This is a genomic window from Solirhodobacter olei (assembly GCF_004010155.1).
Lineage (GTDB): Bacteria > Pseudomonadota > Alphaproteobacteria > Rhodobacterales > Rhodobacteraceae > Solirhodobacter > Solirhodobacter olei.
In genome coordinates this window covers 24762-44564 of the sequence record NZ_RRYH01000031.1, presented here as the reverse complement: position 1 = coordinate 44564, position 19803 = coordinate 24762, and the positions used below count along the sequence as shown (strand labels likewise).

At 63.0% G+C, this 19803-nt stretch carries 18 protein-coding genes and 1 pseudogene; 14 read left to right on the top strand and 5 right to left on the bottom strand.

The window, feature by feature from the left end; genetic code table 11:
- The first annotated feature begins 4 nt into the window (after positions 1-4).
- Positions 5-397 carry a curli-like amyloid fiber formation chaperone CsgH gene (gene csgH, locus EIP85_RS18710; RefSeq protein WP_164871808.1) on the top strand — a complete coding sequence of 131 codons (393 nt, stop codon included), beginning with the start codon at positions 5-7 and terminating at the stop codon, positions 395-397.
- 94 nt (positions 398-491) lie between these two features.
- On the top strand, positions 492-1172 hold the full coding sequence (locus EIP85_RS18705) for an AprI/Inh family metalloprotease inhibitor (RefSeq protein WP_164871807.1): 681 nt from the start codon (positions 492-494) through the stop codon (positions 1170-1172).
- 28 nt (positions 1173-1200) lie between these two features.
- Here the strand turns inward: EIP85_RS18705 and EIP85_RS18700 are convergent, their stop codons facing one another.
- The gene (locus tag EIP85_RS18700; protein ID WP_164871806.1) at positions 1201-1596 is read right to left on the bottom strand and encodes a hypothetical protein; all 396 of its coding nucleotides are present in this window, start codon (positions 1594-1596) and stop codon (positions 1201-1203) included.
- 253 nt (positions 1597-1849) lie between these two features.
- Positions 1850-3640: a beta strand repeat-containing protein gene (locus tag EIP85_RS18695; RefSeq protein WP_127903730.1), complete on the bottom strand. Its 1791-nt coding sequence runs from the start codon at positions 3638-3640 to the stop codon at positions 1850-1852.
- Positions 3641-5288: 1648 nt separating this feature from the next.
- Between EIP85_RS18695 and EIP85_RS18690 the strand changes: the two are divergent.
- Positions 5289-5948 (top strand): annotated as a pseudogene (locus EIP85_RS18690) (IS5 family transposase); the annotation flags it as partial.
- A gap of 38 nt (positions 5949-5986) precedes the next feature.
- Positions 5987-6130, top strand: a complete 144-nt coding sequence (locus EIP85_RS23505; protein ID WP_422067223.1) for a hypothetical protein — start codon at positions 5987-5989, stop codon at positions 6128-6130.
- 159 nt (positions 6131-6289) lie between these two features.
- Here the strand turns inward: EIP85_RS23505 and EIP85_RS18685 are convergent, their stop codons facing one another.
- Both EIP85_RS18685 and EIP85_RS22900 read right to left on the bottom strand, forming a co-directional pair.
- On the bottom strand, positions 6290-7336 hold the full coding sequence (locus EIP85_RS18685) for an AI-2E family transporter (RefSeq protein ID WP_127903729.1): 1047 nt from the start codon (positions 7334-7336) through the stop codon (positions 6290-6292).
- A gap of 583 nt (positions 7337-7919) precedes the next feature.
- Positions 7920-8063, bottom strand: coding sequence for a hypothetical protein (locus tag EIP85_RS22900; protein WP_164871805.1), 144 nt, complete (start codon positions 8061-8063; stop codon positions 7920-7922).
- 127 nt (positions 8064-8190) lie between these two features.
- Between EIP85_RS22900 and EIP85_RS18675 the strand changes: the two genes are divergently transcribed.
- The 6 genes from EIP85_RS18675 (at position 8191) to EIP85_RS18650 (ending at position 14306) form a co-directional block, all read left to right on the top strand.
- Complete coding sequence (locus EIP85_RS18675) at positions 8191-8913, top strand: FadR/GntR family transcriptional regulator (RefSeq protein WP_127903727.1); 723 nt, start codon at positions 8191-8193, stop codon at positions 8911-8913.
- On the top strand, positions 8910-10079 hold the full coding sequence (locus EIP85_RS18670) for a PLP-dependent transferase (protein WP_127903726.1): 1170 nt from the start codon (positions 8910-8912) through the stop codon (positions 10077-10079). The genes EIP85_RS18675 and EIP85_RS18670 overlap by 4 nt, the downstream gene beginning before the upstream one ends.
- Before the next feature lie 46 nt (positions 10080-10125).
- On the top strand, positions 10126-11403 hold the full coding sequence (locus EIP85_RS18665; RefSeq protein ID WP_164871804.1) for an ABC transporter substrate-binding protein: 1278 nt from the start codon (positions 10126-10128) through the stop codon (positions 11401-11403).
- Positions 11404-11466: 63 nt separating this feature from the next.
- A complete protein-coding gene (locus EIP85_RS18660; RefSeq protein ID WP_127903725.1) occupies positions 11467-12390 on the top strand; it encodes a carbohydrate ABC transporter permease in 924 nt (307 codons plus the stop codon).
- 2 nt (positions 12391-12392) lie between these two features.
- Entirely contained in the window at positions 12393-13226 is an 834-nt protein-coding gene (locus tag EIP85_RS18655; protein ID WP_127903724.1) for a carbohydrate ABC transporter permease, read from the top strand.
- A 9-nt stretch (positions 13227-13235) separates the two neighbouring features.
- Positions 13236-14306: an ABC transporter ATP-binding protein gene (locus EIP85_RS18650; protein WP_127903723.1), complete on the top strand. Its 1071-nt coding sequence runs from the start codon at positions 13236-13238 to the stop codon at positions 14304-14306.
- Between the two features lie 22 nt (positions 14307-14328).
- On the opposite strand, the gene EIP85_RS18645 is transcribed toward EIP85_RS18650, so the two are convergent.
- Positions 14329-16722: a transketolase-like TK C-terminal-containing protein gene (locus tag EIP85_RS18645; RefSeq protein ID WP_127903722.1), complete on the bottom strand. Its 2394-nt coding sequence runs from the start codon at positions 16720-16722 to the stop codon at positions 14329-14331.
- 133 nt (positions 16723-16855) lie between these two features.
- Here EIP85_RS18645 and EIP85_RS18640 point away from each other — a divergent pair, with 133 nt between their 5' ends.
- The 4 genes from EIP85_RS18640 to EIP85_RS18625 all read left to right on the top strand — a co-directional run bounded on the left by EIP85_RS18640 (position 16856) and on the right by EIP85_RS18625 (position 19693).
- A complete protein-coding gene (locus EIP85_RS18640; protein ID WP_127903721.1) occupies positions 16856-17323 on the top strand; it encodes an Lrp/AsnC family transcriptional regulator in 468 nt (155 codons plus the stop codon).
- A gap of 126 nt (positions 17324-17449) precedes the next feature.
- Positions 17450-18208 carry a LacI family DNA-binding transcriptional regulator gene (locus EIP85_RS18635; RefSeq protein WP_164871802.1) on the top strand — a complete coding sequence of 253 codons (759 nt, stop codon included), beginning with the start codon at positions 17450-17452 and terminating at the stop codon, positions 18206-18208.
- Positions 18209-18441: 233 nt separating this feature from the next.
- Positions 18442-19377, top strand: a complete 936-nt coding sequence (locus EIP85_RS18630; protein ID WP_127903719.1) for a sugar kinase — start codon at positions 18442-18444, stop codon at positions 19375-19377.
- Positions 19367-19693 (top strand): hypothetical protein, encoded by a 327-nt coding sequence (locus tag EIP85_RS18625; protein ID WP_127903718.1) that lies wholly within the window; start codon positions 19367-19369, stop codon positions 19691-19693. The genes EIP85_RS18630 and EIP85_RS18625 overlap by 11 nt, the downstream gene beginning before the upstream one ends.
- The last annotated feature ends 110 nt before the right edge of the window (positions 19694-19803 follow it).

Sequence of the window (19803 nt, the reverse complement as noted above, 5' to 3'; positions counted from 1 at the left end):
GCCCGTGGCTAATGTTCGCTTTCTGAGGGGCTTGAGCATCTCCCTCGCAATGGCGGGGGCGATGTCGGCCGCGATGGCTAGCGCGCAGACCCGCCAGGAGCCGCCCGCGGCGGTCGCCTCGATCGGCGTCTCTCGAAGCTCGAGCGGGCTTCTGCTTCGTGGCGGAGTGCTCGCACTGACGAGCGGGACCTACAAAGCTCAGATGGACATCGACCGGACCGGCGCGGGAGGCACGATGAAGACCCGTCAACAGGGCGTGCTCGTCCTTAAGGCGGGCCAGAGCGGCACCATCGCAACCGTCGGCGTTTCCTTCCATCCCGGGGACGCTCTAGATATCCGCCTCGTCGTCGAATCCGGTGATCACAATGTCTCTCAGGCGCGTGTCACGCTCAACTGAGGGAACCTCGGAGACCCTCATGCACCAGATGCCCCGTTCTTGCCGTCGAATGGTCCTTGCCTTCAGCTTCAGCACACTGATTGTCGGTACAGGAATGGCGGCATTCGCCCAGGACAGCGCGCCGAGCCTGCCGGAATTCATATCGGCCTTCGCCGGCACCTGGTCTACCTACGACACCAGCCTCGCCGACGGCAGCCTCTGCCGGATCGTCCTCGGCACTGCGCCGAAGGGCGACCATTACAAGGCTGTCCAGCGGTCCTGCAGCGGTCCGCTCGCTGGGGTGGCAGGCTGGGGCGTCGTCGACCAGCAGCTTGCGCTGATTGACCAGTCGGGCGCCATGGTGGCCCATCTTGGCGGCAACCAGAACCAGATTTCCGGCAGCCTTTCCACCGGTCGAGAGGTCGTGCTCGAGCGCGAACCGATGGCCGGGCAGGTGCACCAGAAATGGGCGTCGGAGCAATGCCTATTCGTCGGCTATGGTGCCAAATGCGCTGACGCCGCTGCGCTAGCAGTGCCGCAATCTGGCGGCGGTTCCGATATAACCGTGCTGGTCAAGCTCAACGCTCGGTCGGAACCACGGCCCGATGCCAAGGTAGTCCGCGTCTTCCCGCCCAAGGCTTGCCTGCCGGTCGCCCAATGCGTTATCACGGCCGCTGGTCCATGGTGCCAGGTCGCCGCGCACGGGCACAAGGCCTGGGTCTCCAAGGTCGCAGTCCGTCTGAAGAAGTTCCCCGTCGTCACCTTCGTCGATGGCTGCGCCGCCGCCGGAAAATAGGCAGGACTTGCGGCTCACAAGTCACGCCTTACTGTGAGATGACCACGCGGTTTCCCTGACCGATCTGCGAAAAGCTCGCGTAATTGCCTGTGCCTATCTGCATCACGGACACTTCGTTGCCCTGCCCGACGACTTGCCCGGCAACCCTGTTGCCCATGCCCCTCTGCAGCAACGCGAAGAAATTACCCGAACCCGTCACCGTGAGCTGCATCTCGTTCCGGCTGCCGGTCTGGGTGAGGGCGCCGAGCGGCAGGCCCTGCGGGTCGGTACCGGTGCCGCCGTTGCTGTTCCCGTCGAGCGAAACGTCAAGGCTGTTGCCCTCCATCCCGGAAGGAGCCGCCTGAGAGATCTGCAAGAGGTTGGCATCGCCCGAGAGGTCGACATTCAGCAGATTGCCGCCCAAAGCCCCGGCTGTTCCGGGCACGACTTGCGCCTGTGTGGCCGCGATTGCAACCCCAATGGCCAGAAGATGGCCAGTTATACTGTTCATTGTCCGCAATGCCCCCATTCGACCCGCGTCCTGTGGGGGCAGTCTTCACCCGAAATTTAGGCTCCAGAATGACGGAACCGGGCCATTCCGCAGGCGCGCTGACAGCGCGGCGCCCAAAACGCTAAAGCGGCGCCCTAGGGCGCCGCCTGGCCGGGCGGCCGAAGCCGCCCGGGGAGTGGGTTGGGTGTTATTGGGTGATGGCGATGTTGTTGCCCGATCCAACCTGAGCGAACGTCGCATGGTTGTTGTAGCCTACCTGAGCCACGGCAACCTGATTGCTATTTCCGCCTTCGATCGATCCCGTAATCGTATTCTTGTCGCCGACCTGCTCGAATGCGAAGAGGTTCGAGTTGGAGGCTCCGAGATCACCCACATGGAGGGTGATGTCGTTGGTCTGGCCAGAAAGCGATCCGTCATTATTCTGATAGACCACCCCGGGCGTCAGCCCGACACCCGCGGCATCGCCGCTGAAGCTCGCCGTGACCCAGTTATTGTTGTTTCCGGTAACCGTCGCCGTCAGGTTATTTACGCCGACGCCGAGTTGATCGACGCCCATAACGTTTTTGCTACCGGAAATGGCCACATTGGCCATGTCACTGCCAGCCTGATAAATGGCAAAGTTGTTCTGGTTGCCACCCGTCATTGACAGAGTCAGTTGATTGTTGCCACCGCTTTGCGTGGCACCATAGTTATCAGAGTTTCCACCAAGCGTAATGGCCGCAACGTTTGTGTTTCCGCTTTGGAAGACATCACCATTGATGACACCGCCGATCAGGTGCGCAGCGCCTACAAATCCGCCTGTCGTGGCGCTATTCCCATTGTTGCTACCATTGATATTGACACCCAGATCGTTGGTGTTGCCCGTTTGCCAGAAATTGGTCACATTGTTTGATCCGAGTTGGACCACACCGGCGGAATTGTTGCTACCCGTAGTCGTGCCCTGCATTCCATTGTTCGAACCTATCTGCGAGAACCCATAGGAGTTGCTGTTGCCGGTGGCAGTGTAGGACAACATGTCTCCGCTACCATTTTGCGTCACAACATCATTGGTTGCAGTCGAACCCGCGGCCGCCGTAGCGGAACCAAAGGCCAGAAAAGCGTGAACATGGCCATAGGGCACATACTGACCCCACACATTGTTAATGCTGGCCGAGTCGGCGCCATTGTAGTTGCCGTTGAGGCTGATGGTGGCGGAGTTATTGCCACCGCCAGACTGCGACAAAATATTGAGGTCGTTCCCGTAGCCGGTCTGCCCAACGGTGAATGTATTTCCCGAGCCCCCACTTTGGCTAATGGAGTTGACGTAGTTCTCTTCGCCCGTCTGCGACACGCTTCCGGCTCCGCCATGACCAGACTGATCCACGGAATAAATGGTATTACCCCTGTGATAAGGCTGGCTCGCTTGAGGGGCGAACGGATCACTCGTGTCGAGCAGGGCCTGGTTGTCGTACTGAGCAATTGTAAGCGTGTTGCCGCCGCTCGATGCGACGCCGCTCAGGCCCTGCTTAACACCGCCTACAATGTTCTGAGCTCCACCAGTTGGAGCGGTGCCAACCCACCCTTGTGTCAGCGTGAAAGTGTTGCCGTTGTTGTACTGAAATAGGTCGCTCAGAACGTTGCCTTCATACTGATTGTTATTCTGAGTGATCGTTGCAGAATTAGAGTTCCCGATTTGACGCACGTTGTTGCCATCCGGGCCAGGAACTTGGGAATCCGTTGCGATGTTGTTCGATAGTCCTGTTTGCGTTATCTCCAGATCGTTATTATTGCCGAGCTGTTGCATGGTGTACCAGCGATAATTCACGCCCCAGTTCGCCTCACCGGCGGTGTTGCCAGTACCGCTCTGATGGATGCCGCCGGAGTTGTTGCTCCCGTCCTGATAGATCTGGCCGGTATTGCTGCTACCAGCAAAGGCCATGCCCGCCGACATGAGTAGCGCCAACGCGCTCTCGGAAATAAGTCTCGCTCTGATATTCATACCCTAGCTCCCGTTTCCGATCGCATCTCTGGCCACGCCGCTAGATGCAATCTTTTCCACAAACAAAGTACAAGCCGATAACGTCGATTCAATTTTACGTAGGCCGGGCGTGTCGCCCCTCGAACTCTCGCTTGTCCAAAAATTTATACCGGACCCGCTGTACTCAACTCTTACGGGCGGACGGCTAAGGGGCGGATCGAAGGTTGGGCGACATATCTGGATATTCGGACACCCGCGCCTTCACACCGCCCTTGACCTGGCATACGGGTTTTGAAGGAAATTCTTCAGCGGCATGCGATGTTGGCACAGCTGCAGCCAACAAGATTGTCTGCTTGCGTGAAAGATGGCCTGATCACGCTATTCGGTATTCAACTTACTTTCCCAGCATCTGACCAAGAAGCGCCGTGGGCGCTCCTCTTGCCGGATCTCCTCGCCACTGATCCCTTCCCGATTTTCGGCAAGAGCCCTCATCCCAGGTAGACGACGCCAACACCTCCACATTGCACCATACTTGTACCCTTGAGACGGTAGTACGCTGCCGCATTGGAGTCAATTTTTGATGCGCGAGCGCCATAATTCTGATGTGCATTTTCCACTATCGGTGCCCTCCTGTTGCCAATCACTCAAGGCTGGGCACTTTGTTTCCGGTGCATGGGAGTTTTGCCCCCCGGCAGAGGATGTTCCAAGCTGGGGTGTGACCGCGATTCTATGTGCCGCGCTGCTGGCCATGGGCGTTGCAGCCGCTGCCCGAAGACACCCCTTCAGTACAGGACCGGGCTCTATCTTGGCCCTCCACTATGACGCTTCGGGATCCGTTGGATGGGCCGCTGTCCGATAGGGATCGTACCGCTTAGGGTAGGGGAGGTGCCAATTTTGAGGACGTTTCGTTCGGCGTCGAACGGCTATCTTTCCGTAATCCGCCTTGCCTACTGGCTATACATTTAGGTGAAACCCCGGACGTGCGAGCTTACGTCGGCAGTTGATCCAATGGGCGATCGCCTTTTGGCCGTTCAACGTGTCGAGCCCCGCGCCAAGGCCAAGCGCGCGTCGAGCCACACCATGGGTGGGCCGCTTTTCGGTAACCAACACCTGCAGTGATCCCCAGCGATGCATCAGCTTGCGCGGGAAAAGTCCTATCCTCGAACCAGCGGCGATCCGCGCCGTCGATTTTAACCAGCTCGCCAAAACGCTCCCGCCGCAGTGGATGTGAAAGACCCGCGCTGCGCTCGCGGCAGCCAGAGCCGCCGACCACCATCTATTTGCGCGGCATCTCGCGCGAGACCTACAAACTAACAGGCTCGAGGAGCCTCTCCGCCGCCAGCGTTGGGCCAAAATCGAAACAGCGTGCAGGCACAGTCGCCGAGACATCATCCGGCTGCCCGTCCTAAATTCTATTGCTCGACCGACGTCCGCACGCCCCTTGCCGCAGCGCTGCCCTGCCGCTCGATCTTCTCGGCGTACGCCACTTAGCGCGATGTGACCCGCCCAGCGTGAGCCTCATCCAGTGTTGACGCCTCCAAGCTTACGTCGTTTGGTCTGAATAGCATCTACGGCATTGATTTAGCGTGATAATAGAGACGTTCAGGTCGCTTTTGCCTGCAAGGTTTTGTATGATTTCGTTCAGAACCTTGCAGATTTGGAAGCCGTGATGAAGCTCCGTCTGCGCCCCGAGGAACAAGACGATCTTCTCCGCCCGCGTCTGGTGGACATGATCGACATGCGCCACGAACTGGTGAAGCTGGCGGAACTGATCGACTGGGAGTTCTTCGAGACCGAGTGGGCCGGGTTCTTCCCCTCCTCCAAGGGCCGGCCGGCCAGCTCGCCGCGGCTGGTGGCCGGGCTCATGTATCTGCAGCATGCCTACCGGCTATCAGATGAAGCGGCCATCGCGCGCTGGGTCGACTCTCCGTATTTTCGACACTTCACTGGTGAGACGTTCTTCCAGCACCGTCCGCCGATCGATCCCTCTTCGCTGGTGCGCTGGCGCAAGCGGATCGGCGAGGAAGGTGTGGAATGGCTGCTGACGAAGACGATCGAGGCCGGGCGGAAGTCCGGTGCCGTTGACGAGCGCAGCCTGTCCCGGGTCGCGGTCGACACCACCTTCATGGAGAAGAATATCGCCCATCCGACCGACACGCGGCTCTACGAGAAGGCCCGCCGCCGTCTGGTGGCCTTGGCGGTAGAGGCCGGGATCGAGTTGCGGCAGACCTACAATCGCCTGGCCCCACGGCTGGCGGCTCAGGTGGGCCGTTATGCCCATGCGCGGCAGTTCCGCCGCATGCGCAAGGCGCTGCGACGGCTCAAGGGTTAGCCCGCTGCCCGCTCAAGGGCACCATCGGTGACGCGATGTTCGCCGTTCTCTGCGGCTGCGGTCACAACATCCGCAAGATCCTCGCCCACCTCCGGGCGATACTCACCGCGATCTTCGGTATCGCCCTGGCTGCACTCAGTGCCGAAAACCCGCGGCCTTACGTTGAAACCAAGGCCTGAAACCTTTGTTCAGAATTGACTCTTGAGCCTGTCGAACATGATCTCAAGGCCATTGCACCGATGATTTCCACTTCGATCTGACCCGAGGGAGCTATGCCAAACCGGGGGCACTTCCCGGTGAAAATTAACACCCACGAATAGTCTGCCGCCCAAGGGGTGCTAAATTCCGCGTTTCCTCGGCCACCAGCCTTGGCCGGGCGGCGGGCCTGCTATCAGGACGGCCAACCATTGAAGTCCGTCGATACGCCTACAGGCAATAGCCATCGCGCCAGTCATCGGCACGGCGAGAAACAGGCCTGCGACACCCCAAACCAACCCCCAAAACGTCAGGGACAAAATAATCGCGAAGGGACTTAGGTTTAGTGATCGCCCCAGCATCACCGGTTCGACTACGTTTGTTAGGATCAGATGGGACGCTCCGAGGATGAGAAGGATCGCCAAGGCCGGCGCCGCCACCTGAAACTGTGCCAACGCCATAAGGGCAGGAAGAAGAACCCCGACAGCGCCAACGGTCGGAATATAGGTCAACAGGAACATCAGGAGAGCCCACGAACCAGCGAAGCTGACGCCAAATAAGGTTAGGGTTCCGTAGGAGATGGCGCCCATCGCCACGCTCATCAGCGTGCAGACACCAAGATAGGAGCGGACCTGCTGTCCGATCGCATGGAAGACCTGCTGTCCCTCGCTCTTGGTGGAGCGGCCAGCGCTTATCTCGGCGAGCTTCTCGGGCAGGAAGCGTTGTTCAACCAGGAGGAAGCCGAGGTAGGCGACGACCAATATGAGGCCGAGCATTGTGTTGCCGATGGAAGCCGCAGTCTGAGCCAGAAGATCGGGAAGGCTTGAGCGATCGAGCAATGTCTGCAGCCCGTGCGCAGGGGAAAACTGCGGATAGGGCACGTGGGATGCCCAGAAGTTTTGGAGCACGTTCACGTAGCCCGGGATCTGAAGTGCGAGTGCCCCGGCTTGATTTGCCAGGACCTGCGCCACGAAATAAAGCGCAAAACCTATCAGAAGAAAGGCGGTAGTCCAAGCTAACCAACCTGGGAACCAGATCCGTCGCAGCTGGTCAGTTAACTCATTTAGGATCGCCCAGAGCATCAGAGCGAATACCAGCGGCACCAGCAGTGTCTTGCCTAAAACCAAGAGGGCTAGCACCAGGCCGGCGCTGACAAGCCAGTTTGCAAGCTTCCTTTCGTCGACTCTCATTCCGGATTGGCCAAAAGTGTCCCGGCTTCAGTAATAGCTTTGATCGGGCCGACGCAAGCCTGCCAATTGATTTATTGCTGATGGAATGGGGTTTTCTTCATGCGAGCGCTCGTAGGTTCCGTCGAACGTTTTGCTCTTATCATGACGATGCTTCGCGGTCGGCAGAATTTTCACCTGAGGCGATGAGTACAGCGGATGTGTTTTCCCTCTCATACCATGCGACATGGTTCTGATCCCTCGATGGTGACAACGGCAACGTGTTAGGCATCGGGGCTCATCCGATCCACGTCTCGTTTGCGAGGAAGAGCTCAGGGACGAGGCCAATCCCGCAGCACGAACTCATCAACGGAAACATGTGGATGACGATGACGGTGATGATATGCGCCAGTTCCAAGAGACGAGGGTCGGGGCTCGAGCAGTCGCAGACGTGGCTACGGGGTGCGCCGCGACCGGTGCGAGGCATCTATTCCGTTATCTTTGTGCGCAACTGATTCAATATTCTGATTAGCGCGGTGCGTTACGTGCCGAGGCCGTTGGAGCAGTTCGGATTCAAGAACTGCTGCCCGACGTAGATGTTCCTGTCCTAGTCGGTCAGTTGGACGAGGTCGCCGATGGTCTCCCATTCATCTGCGATCAGCGAGATCTGGTCTTCGATTATTGGGTCCGCGTCATCCTCAGTCAGCATGAAGTCCGGCGCAGCCGCAAGGAAGCGATGGAGCCTACCCATGCGGTTCTCGCCCTTGGCCAGCATGGACCAATGCGATCCGTTCTCGCACGCCTTGACTTTTTACCGAGACTCAGCATTGCTAAGATGTCAGACCAATTTGACGGGTAGGCAAGGGGGCCAGCCGCGCATGGGTGCGAGTGTCGACGACAAGATCCAGATCTCGGCACTGCCGCAAATCGATCGCGCGCGACAGGTCACTGAAGCTTTGGCGCAATATGTCGAGCGTGCGGAGATGAAGGCCGGAGACAGGCTTCCGGCCGAGCGCGAACTCATGGCGGCATTGGCAGTCGGCCGCTCCACGATCCGAGAAGCGGTGCGGCATTTCCAGGCTCTAGGCGTGATGGAGACACGCAAGGGCAGTGGCACCTATCTACTGAAGCCCATCACCTCGAGCACCGTGCATTTGCCGCTCTCTTTCGAAACGGCGAGCCTGCGCGACGCGCTGATGCTGACGCTCGAGGTGCGGCGTGGGATCGAATGCGAGGCCAATATGGTGGCTGCCCGCCGACGCACCGAGGCCGACCTTGTCAACATACGCCAGCGGCTGGAGCAGATGGAGCGGGTGCATATCGCCGAGGGCACCTCGGGCAAGCAGGACCTCGCTTTCCATCTTGCAATCTATGACGCCACCCATAATCCGCTGTTCCGGCAGCTCCTTGAACAGATGCGCGGCGTGTTCGAGCGGTTCTGGGAAAAACCCTTCAACCGGCCCGACTTTGCGCGCCGCTCCTTCCCTTATCACCGCACCCTCTACGAGGCGATTGCAGCGCAGGATACCGAGGCCGCCCGGCGCGAAACGCTCAAGATCCTCGACGTGGTCGAGGAAGACATCGAGGAAATGTCCAAATGACCAGCCCCATGGACGCGTTCGAGGCGGCTTCCTTGATTGTCGCGCACGATAGCGAGCATGCGTTCGAGGCTGTAGTGCCGCCGATCGTGCAGACCTCGCTCTTCACCTTCGCCACCTATGCCGAGATGGTGGCCACCTATCGCGGCGAAAAGCAGCGGCCCGTCTATTCGCGCGGCCTGAACCCCACCGTACGGGTGTTTGAGGAGATGCTCGCCCGTCTCGAAGGCGCCGAGGACGCCCTTGCCCTGGCCAGCGGGATGGCTGCAATCTCTTCTACCGTTCTGACCTTCGTCGAGCCGGGCGACCGTATCGTGGCCGTCCGCCACGTCTATCCCGATGCGTTCCGCCTCTTTGGCACGCATCTGAAGAAGATGCGGGTCGAGGTCACCTACGTCGATGGGCGTGACGAGGCGGCTGTGGCGGCGGCTCTACCGGGGGCGAAGCTTCTCTACCTCGAAAGCCCGACGAGTTGGGTGATGGAGACCCATGACGTAGCAGCCCTTGCCCGGCTTGCGCGGGCGGCGGGCGCGCTCTCGGTCATCGACAATAGCTGGGCGAGCCCGCTGTTCCAGAGGCCACTCTCGCTCGGCGTCGACCTCGTGCTGCATTCGGCCTCGAAATACCTCGGCGGTCATAGCGATGTGGTGGCGGGCGTCGTGGCCGGACCAAAGGCCTTGGTCGACCGGATCCGCAGCGAGGCCTTGCCGTATCTAGGCGGCAAGCTCAGCCCGTTCGAGGCCTGGCTTCTGGTGCGCGGGCTGCGCACGCTGCCGGTCCGGATGAAGGCGCACGAGGCCTCCGGTCTTGAGGTTGCGCGGCGGCTGCAGGCCCACCCGGCGGTCGCGCAGGTGAACCACCCTGGCCTTGCCAATGCGCTGCCCCCGGGGCTGACCGGCACATCCGGCCTTTTTTCCTTCACGTTCCGCGAGGGGGTCGACGTGGCAGCCTTCTGCGACCGGCTCACGCTCTTCAAGCTCGGTGTCAGCTGGGGCGGGCATGAGAGCCTCGTCGTGCCCGGCGAGGTGGTCTTGCAGCAGAAGGCGCAGCCCAATTCGGCGCAGGCCTTCGGCATCGATCCCCGCTCGGTCCGGCTGCATGTCGGCCTGGAGGGTACCGAGGCGCTTTGGCGTGATCTCGAGGAGGCAATCGCGGCAGCGCAAAGCTGAACAAATCCTAAAAAACCAACAGAGAACCCAACAGAGAGGAGTGAAGATGAAAAATCCTTTAAGAATTTCTACAATTCTGTCCGGCGCCCTGGTGGCAGGGCTTCTGAGCGGGCCGGCCTTCGCCGACACGACGCTGAAGCTCGTCGAGGTCATCACCAGCCCGGAACGGACGGTCACGCTGAAATCCATCGTCAGCACCTTTGAGAAGGAAAACCCCGGCACCAAGGTCGATGTGATCTCGCTACCCTGGGGCCAGGCGTTCCAGAAATTTGCAACCATGGTCTCTGCGGGTGACATCCCGGATGTCGTCGAGATGCCGGACACCTGGCTCTCGCTCTATGCCAACAATGGCAAGCTGCAGAGCCTGGAGCCCTATCTGAAGACCTGGAAGGACACTTCGGACCTGTCCACACGCGCACTGCAGCTTGGCCGAACGGTGAAGGACACGGCCTACATGCTGCCCTACGGCTTCTACCTGCGGGCGCTCTTCTACAACAAGAAGCTGCTCAAGCAGGCCGGGATTGCCGAGCCGCCGAAGACCATGGACGAATTCGAGGCCGACGCGAAGAAGATCTCGGCCATCCCGGGCAAGTATGGCTACTGCCTTCGCGGCGGGCCGGGGGGGCTGAACGGCTGGATGATGTTCGGCGCCGACATGGCCGGGTCCGACAAGTTCTTCACCAAGGATGGCACCTCCACCATCAACAGCCCCGGCTGGGAGAAGGGCATCGAGTGGCTGATCAACCTCTACAAGAACGGCTACGCTCCGAAGGACTCGGTCAATTGGGGCTTCAACGAGATCGTTGCAGGCTTCTATAGCGGCACCTGCGCCTTCCTCGACCAGGACCCTGACGCGCTGATCGGCATTGCTTCGAAGATGAGCCCCGATGATTTCGGCATCACCACCATGCCGAAGGGCCCCTCGGGCAAGACCTTCCCGACGATCGGCTACGCTGGCTGGTCGATGATGGCGGCGAGCAAGCACAAGGATCTTGCCTGGAAGCTGATCGCCACGCTCGAAGGCCCGCAGGGCAACATTACCTGGAACAAGCGGACCGGCGCGCTGCCGGCACTGAAATCGGCCGAGAAGGATCCGTTCTACCAGAGCCCGCAGTTCAAGGGCTGGTTCGCGGAACTGGCCGACCCGAACGTCGTGCCGATGTCCATGCCGACCTATCTGGAGGGCTTCGCATACTTCCAGGGCTCGATGGTGGTGCAGACCGGCCAGAAGGCGCTTCTGGGTGAGATCACGCCCAAGCAGCTGGCAAACCAGTGGGCCGACTACCTGACGAAGCAACAAAAGAAGTTCCTCGCTTCGAAGTAGTGAGCTGAACCAAACGCCGGGGGCGGCCCATTTGCCCCCGGCTTGCCTGCCCGGGAGCCACGCATGACCCTCGCCGCCCGTCCGATCGAGGCCCGCCCGCTGATGCGCAGGCTGGCCATCGCCTGGGAGCCCTATCTCTACTCCGCGCCCACCGTGATCCTGATCGTCACGGTCATGCTTGTGCCGCTCGTCGTCGGGATCTCCTACGCCTTCCGCGATATCCAGCTTCTGAACCCGTTCTCTGGAGGATATGTCGGCCTCGCCCATTTCCGCGAGCTCTGGCAGGATCAGGCATTCTTCGAGGCGCTGCGCAACACTGTCTGGTGGACCGGAGCCTCCGTCGCGCTCCAGTTCTTCTTCGGGCTGATCCTCGCGCTTCTGCTGAACGTTCCTTTCGCCGGGCGCGGTCTGGTGCAGGCGCTGGTATTCCTGCCCTGGGCGGTGCCGTCCTTCCTCGCCGGCTTGAACTGGGCTTGGCTCTTCAACCCGGTCGTGGGGCCGCTGCCGCACTGGCTCTTCGCGCTTGGGATCCTGAGTTCGCCGGAGAACATCCTGTCGGACCCGAACCTCGCCATGTGGGGGCCGATCGCGGCCAATGTCTGGTGGGGCATCCCGTTCTTTGCGATCACCATGCTGGCCGCAATGCAGGCGATCCCGGCTGATCTTTACGAGGCGGCCGCGATCGACGGCGCGGGCCCGCTGCAACGCTTCGGCTCGATCACCCTGCCGTTCCTCGCGCCGACAATCGCGATCACCGTACTGCTGCGCACCGTCTGGATCGCAAATTTCGCCGATCTGATCGTGGTTATGACCGGGGGAGGGCCCGCCGACCGGACCCAGATCCTCGCCAGCTACATCTTCACCCAGGCCTTCAAGCGGCTCGACTTCGGCTATGCTTCGGCGGTGTCGCTGGTGCTTCTGGTGCTTCTGCTGATCTATTCCCTGCTGATCGTGGCCCTGCGCCAGACCGTTCTGAACAGGAGCTGACGATGCGGAATTTCAGACTCATCGGCACCGTCGCCCACCGTCTCGCGCTTCTCGTCTACATCGCGGTTGCGCTCTTCCCGCTCTACTGGCTGCTGAAGATCGCGGTGACGCCGGACAAGCTCCTCTATACCGAAGGCGTCCGGCTCTGGCCCTCGCACATCACCTGGTCGCATTTCCGCTTCGTCATCGAGAACAGCGATTTCCCGATCTTCTTCCGCAACAGTGTTATCGTCTCGGGCTCGACCGCGGTGGTCGTGACGGCGCTCTCCTCGCTCTCCGGTTACGCGCTCTCGCGGTTTTCGTTTCGGTTCAAGTTCTGGCTGGTCGGGCTGATGCTGGTCACCCAGATGTTTCCGCTGGTCATGCTGGTCGCGCCGATCTTCAAGCTCCTGTCGCCGCTGGGGCTGACCAACAGCCTGACCGGGCTCGTGATCGTCTACACCGCCTTCAACCTGCCCTTCGCGACCTTCCTCATGCAGTCGTTCTTCGACGGCATCCCGAAGGATCTGGAGGAGGCTGCGATGATCGACGGGGCAAGCCAGTTCACCGCCTTTCGCGAGATCATACTGCCGCTGACGTTGCCCGGCATCGCCGCGACGCTCGGCTTCGTCTTCACTGCGGCATGGAGCGAGCTTCTCTTCGCGCTGATGCTAATCTCGGGCAACGATGCGGCGACCTTCCCGGTGGGGCTTCTGGGCTTCGTTTCGAAATTCGCCGTGGACTTCGGGCAGATGATGGCGGCGGGCGTGCTTGCGCTAATCCCGGCCTGCATCTTCTTCCTGCTGATCCAGCGGTATCTCGTGCAGGGCCTGACGGCCGGCGCGGTCAAGGGCTGAGAGGGACACATGGCATCCATAGACATCGCCGGCATCACCAAGAACTTCGGCAATATCGAGGTTCTCCACGGTATCGACCTCGACATCGAGGATGGTGAGTTCATCGTGCTCGTCGGCCCCTCGGGCTGCGGCAAGTCCACGCTCCTGCGCATGATCGCGGGGCTGGAGGAGGTCAGCTCCGGCGACATCACGATCGCCGGGCGGCGGGTGAACGATCTCGCCCCCCGCGACCGCGACATCGCCATGGTGTTCCAGTCCTACGCGCTCTACCCGCACATGAACGTCGCCGGGAACATGAGCTACAGCCTGCGCCTGCGCCGGACGGCGAAGGACAGGATCGCTCAGGCGGTCTCCGGCGCGGCGGGCAAGCTGGGGCTGGAGCCGCTGCTCGACCGCCGGCCCAAGGCGCTCTCGGGCGGGCAACGCCAGCGCGTCGCCATGGGCCGCGCCATCGTCCGGCAGCCGAAGGCGTTCCTGTTCGACGAGCCGCTTTCCAACCTCGACGCCCGGCTGCGCGAGCAGATGCGGGCCGAGATAAAGCGCCTCCATGCCGAGCTCGGCGCGACCTCGATCTACGTCACCCATGACCAGATCGAGGCGATGACGCTGGCTGACCGCATCGTCGCCATGCAGGGCGGGGTGGTGCAGCAGGTGGGCACGCCGCTCGACCTCTACGACCGCCCGGCCAACCTGTTCGTCGCGGGCTTCATCGGCTCGCCGGGGATGAACTTCCTGCCCGGCCGCTATGATGCTGCGCCGGGCCCCGCCGTGATCCTCGCCGACGGTGCCCGGATCGCCCTGCCGCTGGATCCGGGGCTCGCCCCCGGCGCCGAGGTGACGCTGGGCATCCGGCCGGAGCATGTGGCCCTGGGCGAAAGCGGCGGGATGGAGGCCGGCGTCGACCTGATCGAGCCAACGGGCCTCGGCATTATCCTCCACCTCTCGCTGCAGGGCGTCGGCCTGAAGGCGTTCACCGCGGATCGCGGTGTGCTGAACTCCGGCCCTTCGATCCGGGTTTCCTTGCCAAGCGCTCACCTCCACCTTTTCGACAGCGCGGGCAACCGGGTCGCCTTGCGCTGATTTTCACACCGGGGCGTGGCGCTCAGGCCCGCAGACGCAGCGGCCTTCCCGGCGCCATCGCCTCGGCCGCACGCAGGATGCCCTGCGTGTCGATGCCGAAATGACGGTAAAGCTCATCGATCGTGCCGGTCTGGCCGAAATGCTCGACGCCGAGCGCCCGGGTGCGGTGACCTCTGACCGCGCCCAGCCAGGCGAGCGCTGCCGGATGCCCGTCTTGCACCGTAATCAGCGGGCAGTCCCGCGGCACCGCGTCGAGGAGCGTCTCGACATGCGCGGCCTCTGCCCCGCCGGCTCCGCTCCGCGCCGCCTGCGCCGCACTCCATCCGGCGTGAAGCCGGTCGGCCGAGGTAACGGCCAGCAGCCCGACATCACGGCGATCCTCGGCCAGGAAGCCGCAGGCCGCGATCGCCTCCGGCGCCACCGCGCCGCTATAGGCGATGACGCATTCGGCGTTGGGTCCCGGCCGGCGCAGCCAGTAGCCGCCATCCACGATCCCCGCGGCCAGCTCTGCCGTCATCTCCCGCTGCATCTGCTCCACCGGCCGGGTAGAGAGCCGCAGGTAGACCGAACCGCCCTGGTTGTCGCGCAGCCAGCCAGGGCGAGCTGGATCACTGCCGTCGCGCTGGATGTAGTCGAAGGCAAAGCGCAGGATCTCTGCTAGCTCATCGATGAAGGCCGGCTCGAAGGCCGCGAGCCCGTCCTGCGCCATCCCGACGAGCGGCGTGCCGATCGACTGGTGCGCACCACCCTCCGGTGCAAGCGTGACGCCCGAAGGCGTACCGATCAGGATGAAGCGCGCATCCTGATAGCAGGCGTAGTTCAACTGGTCCGCGCCGCGGTAGATGAACGGGTCATAGACCGTGCCGATCGGCAGCAGACGCTCGCCGTTGATCGAATGCGAAAGGCCGAGCGCCGAGAGCAGGATGAAGAGGTTCGATTCCGCGATCCCCAGCTCGATGTGCTGGCCCTTGGGCGAGAACTCCCAGGCGTAGGTGGACGGGATCCGCTCCGCCTTGAACGTGTCGGCCAGCGCCTCACGCGCATAAAGCCCACGCCGGTTGACCCAGCCTCCGAGATTGGTCGAGACGGTGACATCGGGCGCCGTCGTTACGATCCGCTCGGCAAGCGGCCCGTCCTCCCGCGCAATCTCCGTCAAAATCTGCCCGAAGCCCATCTGGGTTGAGATCGGCTTGCCCCGAGTCTCGGGTTGCGGCAGAGACTCGGGTACGCGCACCCTCTCGGCCACCCGCCGGCGCGGCCCCTCAGCGAAGAACGGGGTCGAGGCGACGAAGGCCTGCAACGCCGCCGGATCGGCCACTGCGTCCCACGGCGCCCATTCCCTGCCGGTCTTCACCCCCATCGCGACCCGCAGCGCCTCCACCTGCGTCGGGGTCATCAGACCGGCATGGTTGTCCTTGTGACCGGCCAGCGGCAGACCGAAGCCCTTGATGGTGTAGCAGAGAAACAGGGTAGGGCGGTCACGCGCGCGCGCGGCCTCAAACGCCGCGAGAAGTGAGGGTAGGTCATGCCCGCCGAGGTTGGTCATCAGCGCGGCCAGTTCGGCATCGCTGCGCCGGGCGATCAGCGCGCTGACCTTACCCTGGTCGCCGATCTCGTCCATCAGCCGCGCCCGCCAGGCCGCGCCTCCCTGGAAGGTCAGCGCCGCATAAAGCTGGTTCGGACAGGCCTCGATCCAGTCCTTCAGCCGCTGCCCACCGGGCTCGGAAAACGCCTCCTCCTGCAGCCTTCCATGGCGCAGGACGACGACATCCCAGCCGAAGTTCCTGAACATCTGTTCGAATTTTGACCAGAGCCCCTCACGGATCACCGCGTCGAGGGACTGGCGGTTATAATCGACCACCCACCAGCAGTTCCGGATGCCGTGCTTCCAGCCCTCCAGCAGCGCTTCGTAGATATTCCCCTCGTCCATCTCGGCATCGCCGACCAGCGCCACCATCCGCCCCTCGGGTCGCTTGGCCATGCCGCCATGGGCGCGAACGTAATCCTGCACCAGCGCAGAGAAAAGCGTCTGTGCCACGCCAAGCCCGACCGAGCCCGTGGAGAAATCCACGTCATCCACGTCCTTGGTGCGCGAGGGGTAGCTCTGCGCCCCACCGAAGCCGCGGAAGCGTTCAAGCTTGTCCTGCGGGATTCGCCCGGCAAGATACTGGATCGCGTGGAAGGCGGGCGAGGCATGCGGCTTCACCGCCACCCGGTCCTCGGGTCGGAGGGCGTGGAAATAGAGCGCCGTCATAATCGTCGCCAGCGAGGCGGTAGAGGCCTGGTGTCCGCCGACCTTCACATCGGTCTCCTCGGACGGGCGGATGTGGTTGGCGTTGTGGATCATCCAGGCGGACAGCCACAGCACGCGGCGTTCCAGTTCGGCGAGATGGGGCAGGGGATCGGTATCGGGCATGGGGGGCTCTGCAAGATGGACTGGACGGTACGGCTCGTGGCAGAGTAACCCGACCGGCCCGGTGCAAATCGGCAAAGATGGCTGCCGGAGCCATGAATTCTGGCAGATCCCGCCGTGTAGCTGGAAATGAGTGATGGAATCCACCAATCTCGATGAAATCGATCGCGCCATCCTGCGCGAGCTTCAGTCGAACGGCCGGCTGACCGTGCAGGAGTTGAGCGAGCGTGTGGGCCTCAGCCCCTCGCCCTGCGCCCGCCGCCTGCGGATGCTGGAGGCCGCCGGGGTGATCCGGGGCTATGCCGCCACGCTGGACGAGGCGAAGCTCGGCTTCCCGGTCTCGATCTTCGTCTCCGTCAAGCTCGACAAGCAGGTCGATGATGCGCTGGTGAATTTCGAAAGCCGGGTTCGGGGCTATCCGGAGGTTGTCGACTGCTGGCTGATGACGGGTCCGCGCGACTACCTGCTGCGGATCGCAGTCTCCGACCTTGCGGAGTTCGAGAAGTTCCTGACGAGCAGCCTGACGCGAATCGAGGGTGTGGCCTCGATCGAATCCTCCATCCCGCTGCGCCGGGTAAAGGCCGGCAGCGCCCGCCGGGCATAGTGTACGCCGACCACGGCCGCCGCCCGATGTCGGTTCGATGAGTTGTCTCCCCCGCCGCGCGGCTACCCAGGAACGCCACGGCCTCGACACGAGTGGCCTTGATAGATGTGGGCCGGGCGGCGAGGGGTGTCCCGCGCGACGGCCTCGCTTATCCTGCGCGGATCGGACCTCGTGGCCGGACAGACCCGGCTCAGGGTCGAGAAGGTCATCGGAGAACTCGACTACGTCCCAAATAACGGTACGGCCCGGCTCAGGGGCCAGAAGAGCCGCATGATAGGCGCCATCATCCCGAACCTCGTCGACAGCGTCTTGGCCGAATTCGTCGAGGGCTTCGAGGCGAGGCTCGCCGACACCGGCCATCTGGAGATGTTCGCCTCCAGCCGCGACGATCCGGAGCGCCAGTCAGACCTGATCCGCCGGCCGGGCGAGCATGTTGTCGAGGGGCTGATCCTGTCTCCCGCCGACGGCACCGACACCGAGCTGATCGAACAACTCCGCCGCTCCGGCCTGCCAATAGTGCAGGCGATGCGCCATGTCGGCGCGGGCCTCAGCGATTTCGCCGGCGCAGACCACGACCTCGGCGTGGGCGAGAGTATCTGCCACCTGCGCGATCTCGGCCACCGGCGCATTGCTTATGTCGCACTGGCTGGCGAAACCTCGACTCGCACCGAGGGCCTGACCTCCGTTGCCGATCACATGGCAGAGATGGGTCCCGACAATGCAGGCGTTGTCGAGGTGCCGCTGGCCTGGGACGGCTCGCCTCAATCGGCCGCGCTCCTGATGCAGATCCAGCCGAGGCCGACCGCGGCGATCTGCTTTAACGACATGCTCGGCCTTGGCCTTCTGAGCGGGTTCTACGACATCGGGCTGCCCCCGGGGGCGTGACCTGTCTGTCGTGGGCCATGACAACCTTTCCTTCATCGATCTCGGCGCCCCCCAGCGGGCGACCACCGTGCAGGTCTTTCCGCGCCCCAAACACGCTCTTCACCCCGCATACCGCCTCGGCTACCTTCGAGGCGCGCCGCGCGATGGCCCGGCTGGTGACCTACAATATTGACTCATTCGCCGAGGGGCGGGCCCTGCTCACCCCCGTCGCGTCCTCCTGAACGAAGGGCCCCATGGACATTCTCTCGATCGGCGAGCCGCTCGCCGAATTCACCAGCGACGCGGCTCGACCCGACCACTTCCAGCGCCGCCCTGGCGGCGACATGCTGAACGCGGCGATCTACCTCGCCCGGCTGCGGCCGGACCTGCGCGTGGGCTATCTCTCCCGTCTTGGCGATGACGCGATGAGCCGCTGGATGCGCGCGGCCATCGCCGCCGAAGGGGTGGATGTCTCCCGCATCGACGAGGAGCCCGGCGGGCGCCCGGGGCTTAGCTTCGTCCAGACCGACCCAATGGGAGAACGTTCGTTCGCCTATTGGCGCGACCAGGCCCCCGCCCGCCGCATGTTCGGCCCGGATGGGGCCGATATCGCGGCCCTCGGTTCGCCGCGCTGCATCCTGTTTTCCGGCGTCACACTCGCGATCCTGCCCGCCGCCGCCCGCACCCGCCTTCTCACCGCACTCTCCGCGCTGCGGGCGCAGGGCTGCCTGGTGGCCTATGACACCAACTATCGGCCGGTCCTATGGTCCGCGCCGGAGGAGGGCGCCGAATGGACCAGCCGGGCGCTCGCCACCTCCTCCGTCGCGCTGCCCTCGGCCGAGGATCTCGCGATCCTCTACGGCGAGACGGACCCCGAGGCCGCACTCGCCCTCTGTGCGCGGCAGTGCAGCGGAGAGGTCGTGATGACCACTGGCGGCGGAACCGTTATGCATCACGATCCGGTCTCCGGCGTCACGCCTATCGCGCTTCCGCCACCGGTCCTGGCCGTCGACACCACTGCCGCTGGCGACAGCTTCGACGCGGGCTTCCTTTCTGCCCGCCTGCGCGGGCTTGACCCGAAAACGGCCGTGCTCGCCGGCGCCCGGCTCGCCGCCCTCGTTGTGCAATGGCCCGGCGCCGTCATCCCAGTCGAGGCGATGCGCGAGGAGATCGCCGCCCATGCGGCCTGACCGGATCGAGACCGCCACGCGCCTTCTTGCCGAGGCCCATGGCACGGCCCAGCTTGCGGGCCAGCCCGCCCCGCCCGGGGGGATGGAGGATGCCTTCGCCATACGGTGCCGCAAGGCCGCGCTGCTTGGCCCCGTCGGCGGCTGCAAGCACGGGCTTCCGGGCGACAAGGAACGCACCTGCGCGCCGATCCTCGCCGCCTCCGTCCTGCCCGACGGTGCCGCGCTGTCTCTTCGGCCGAACCTGCGGGTTGAGGTCGAGACGATTGCATTCCTCAACTTCCTCGCCGCCTGGGCGGAGGCCATGGGCTCCCCCTGACCGCCGGCCAGAGCGTGATCACCGGCGCCCAGGTTTCGGCAGAGATCCTGATCCAGGCCTCAGCCGGGTAGGGTGGCTTCAATCGTCGGCGTTGCTGTTTCGGGTTTCTG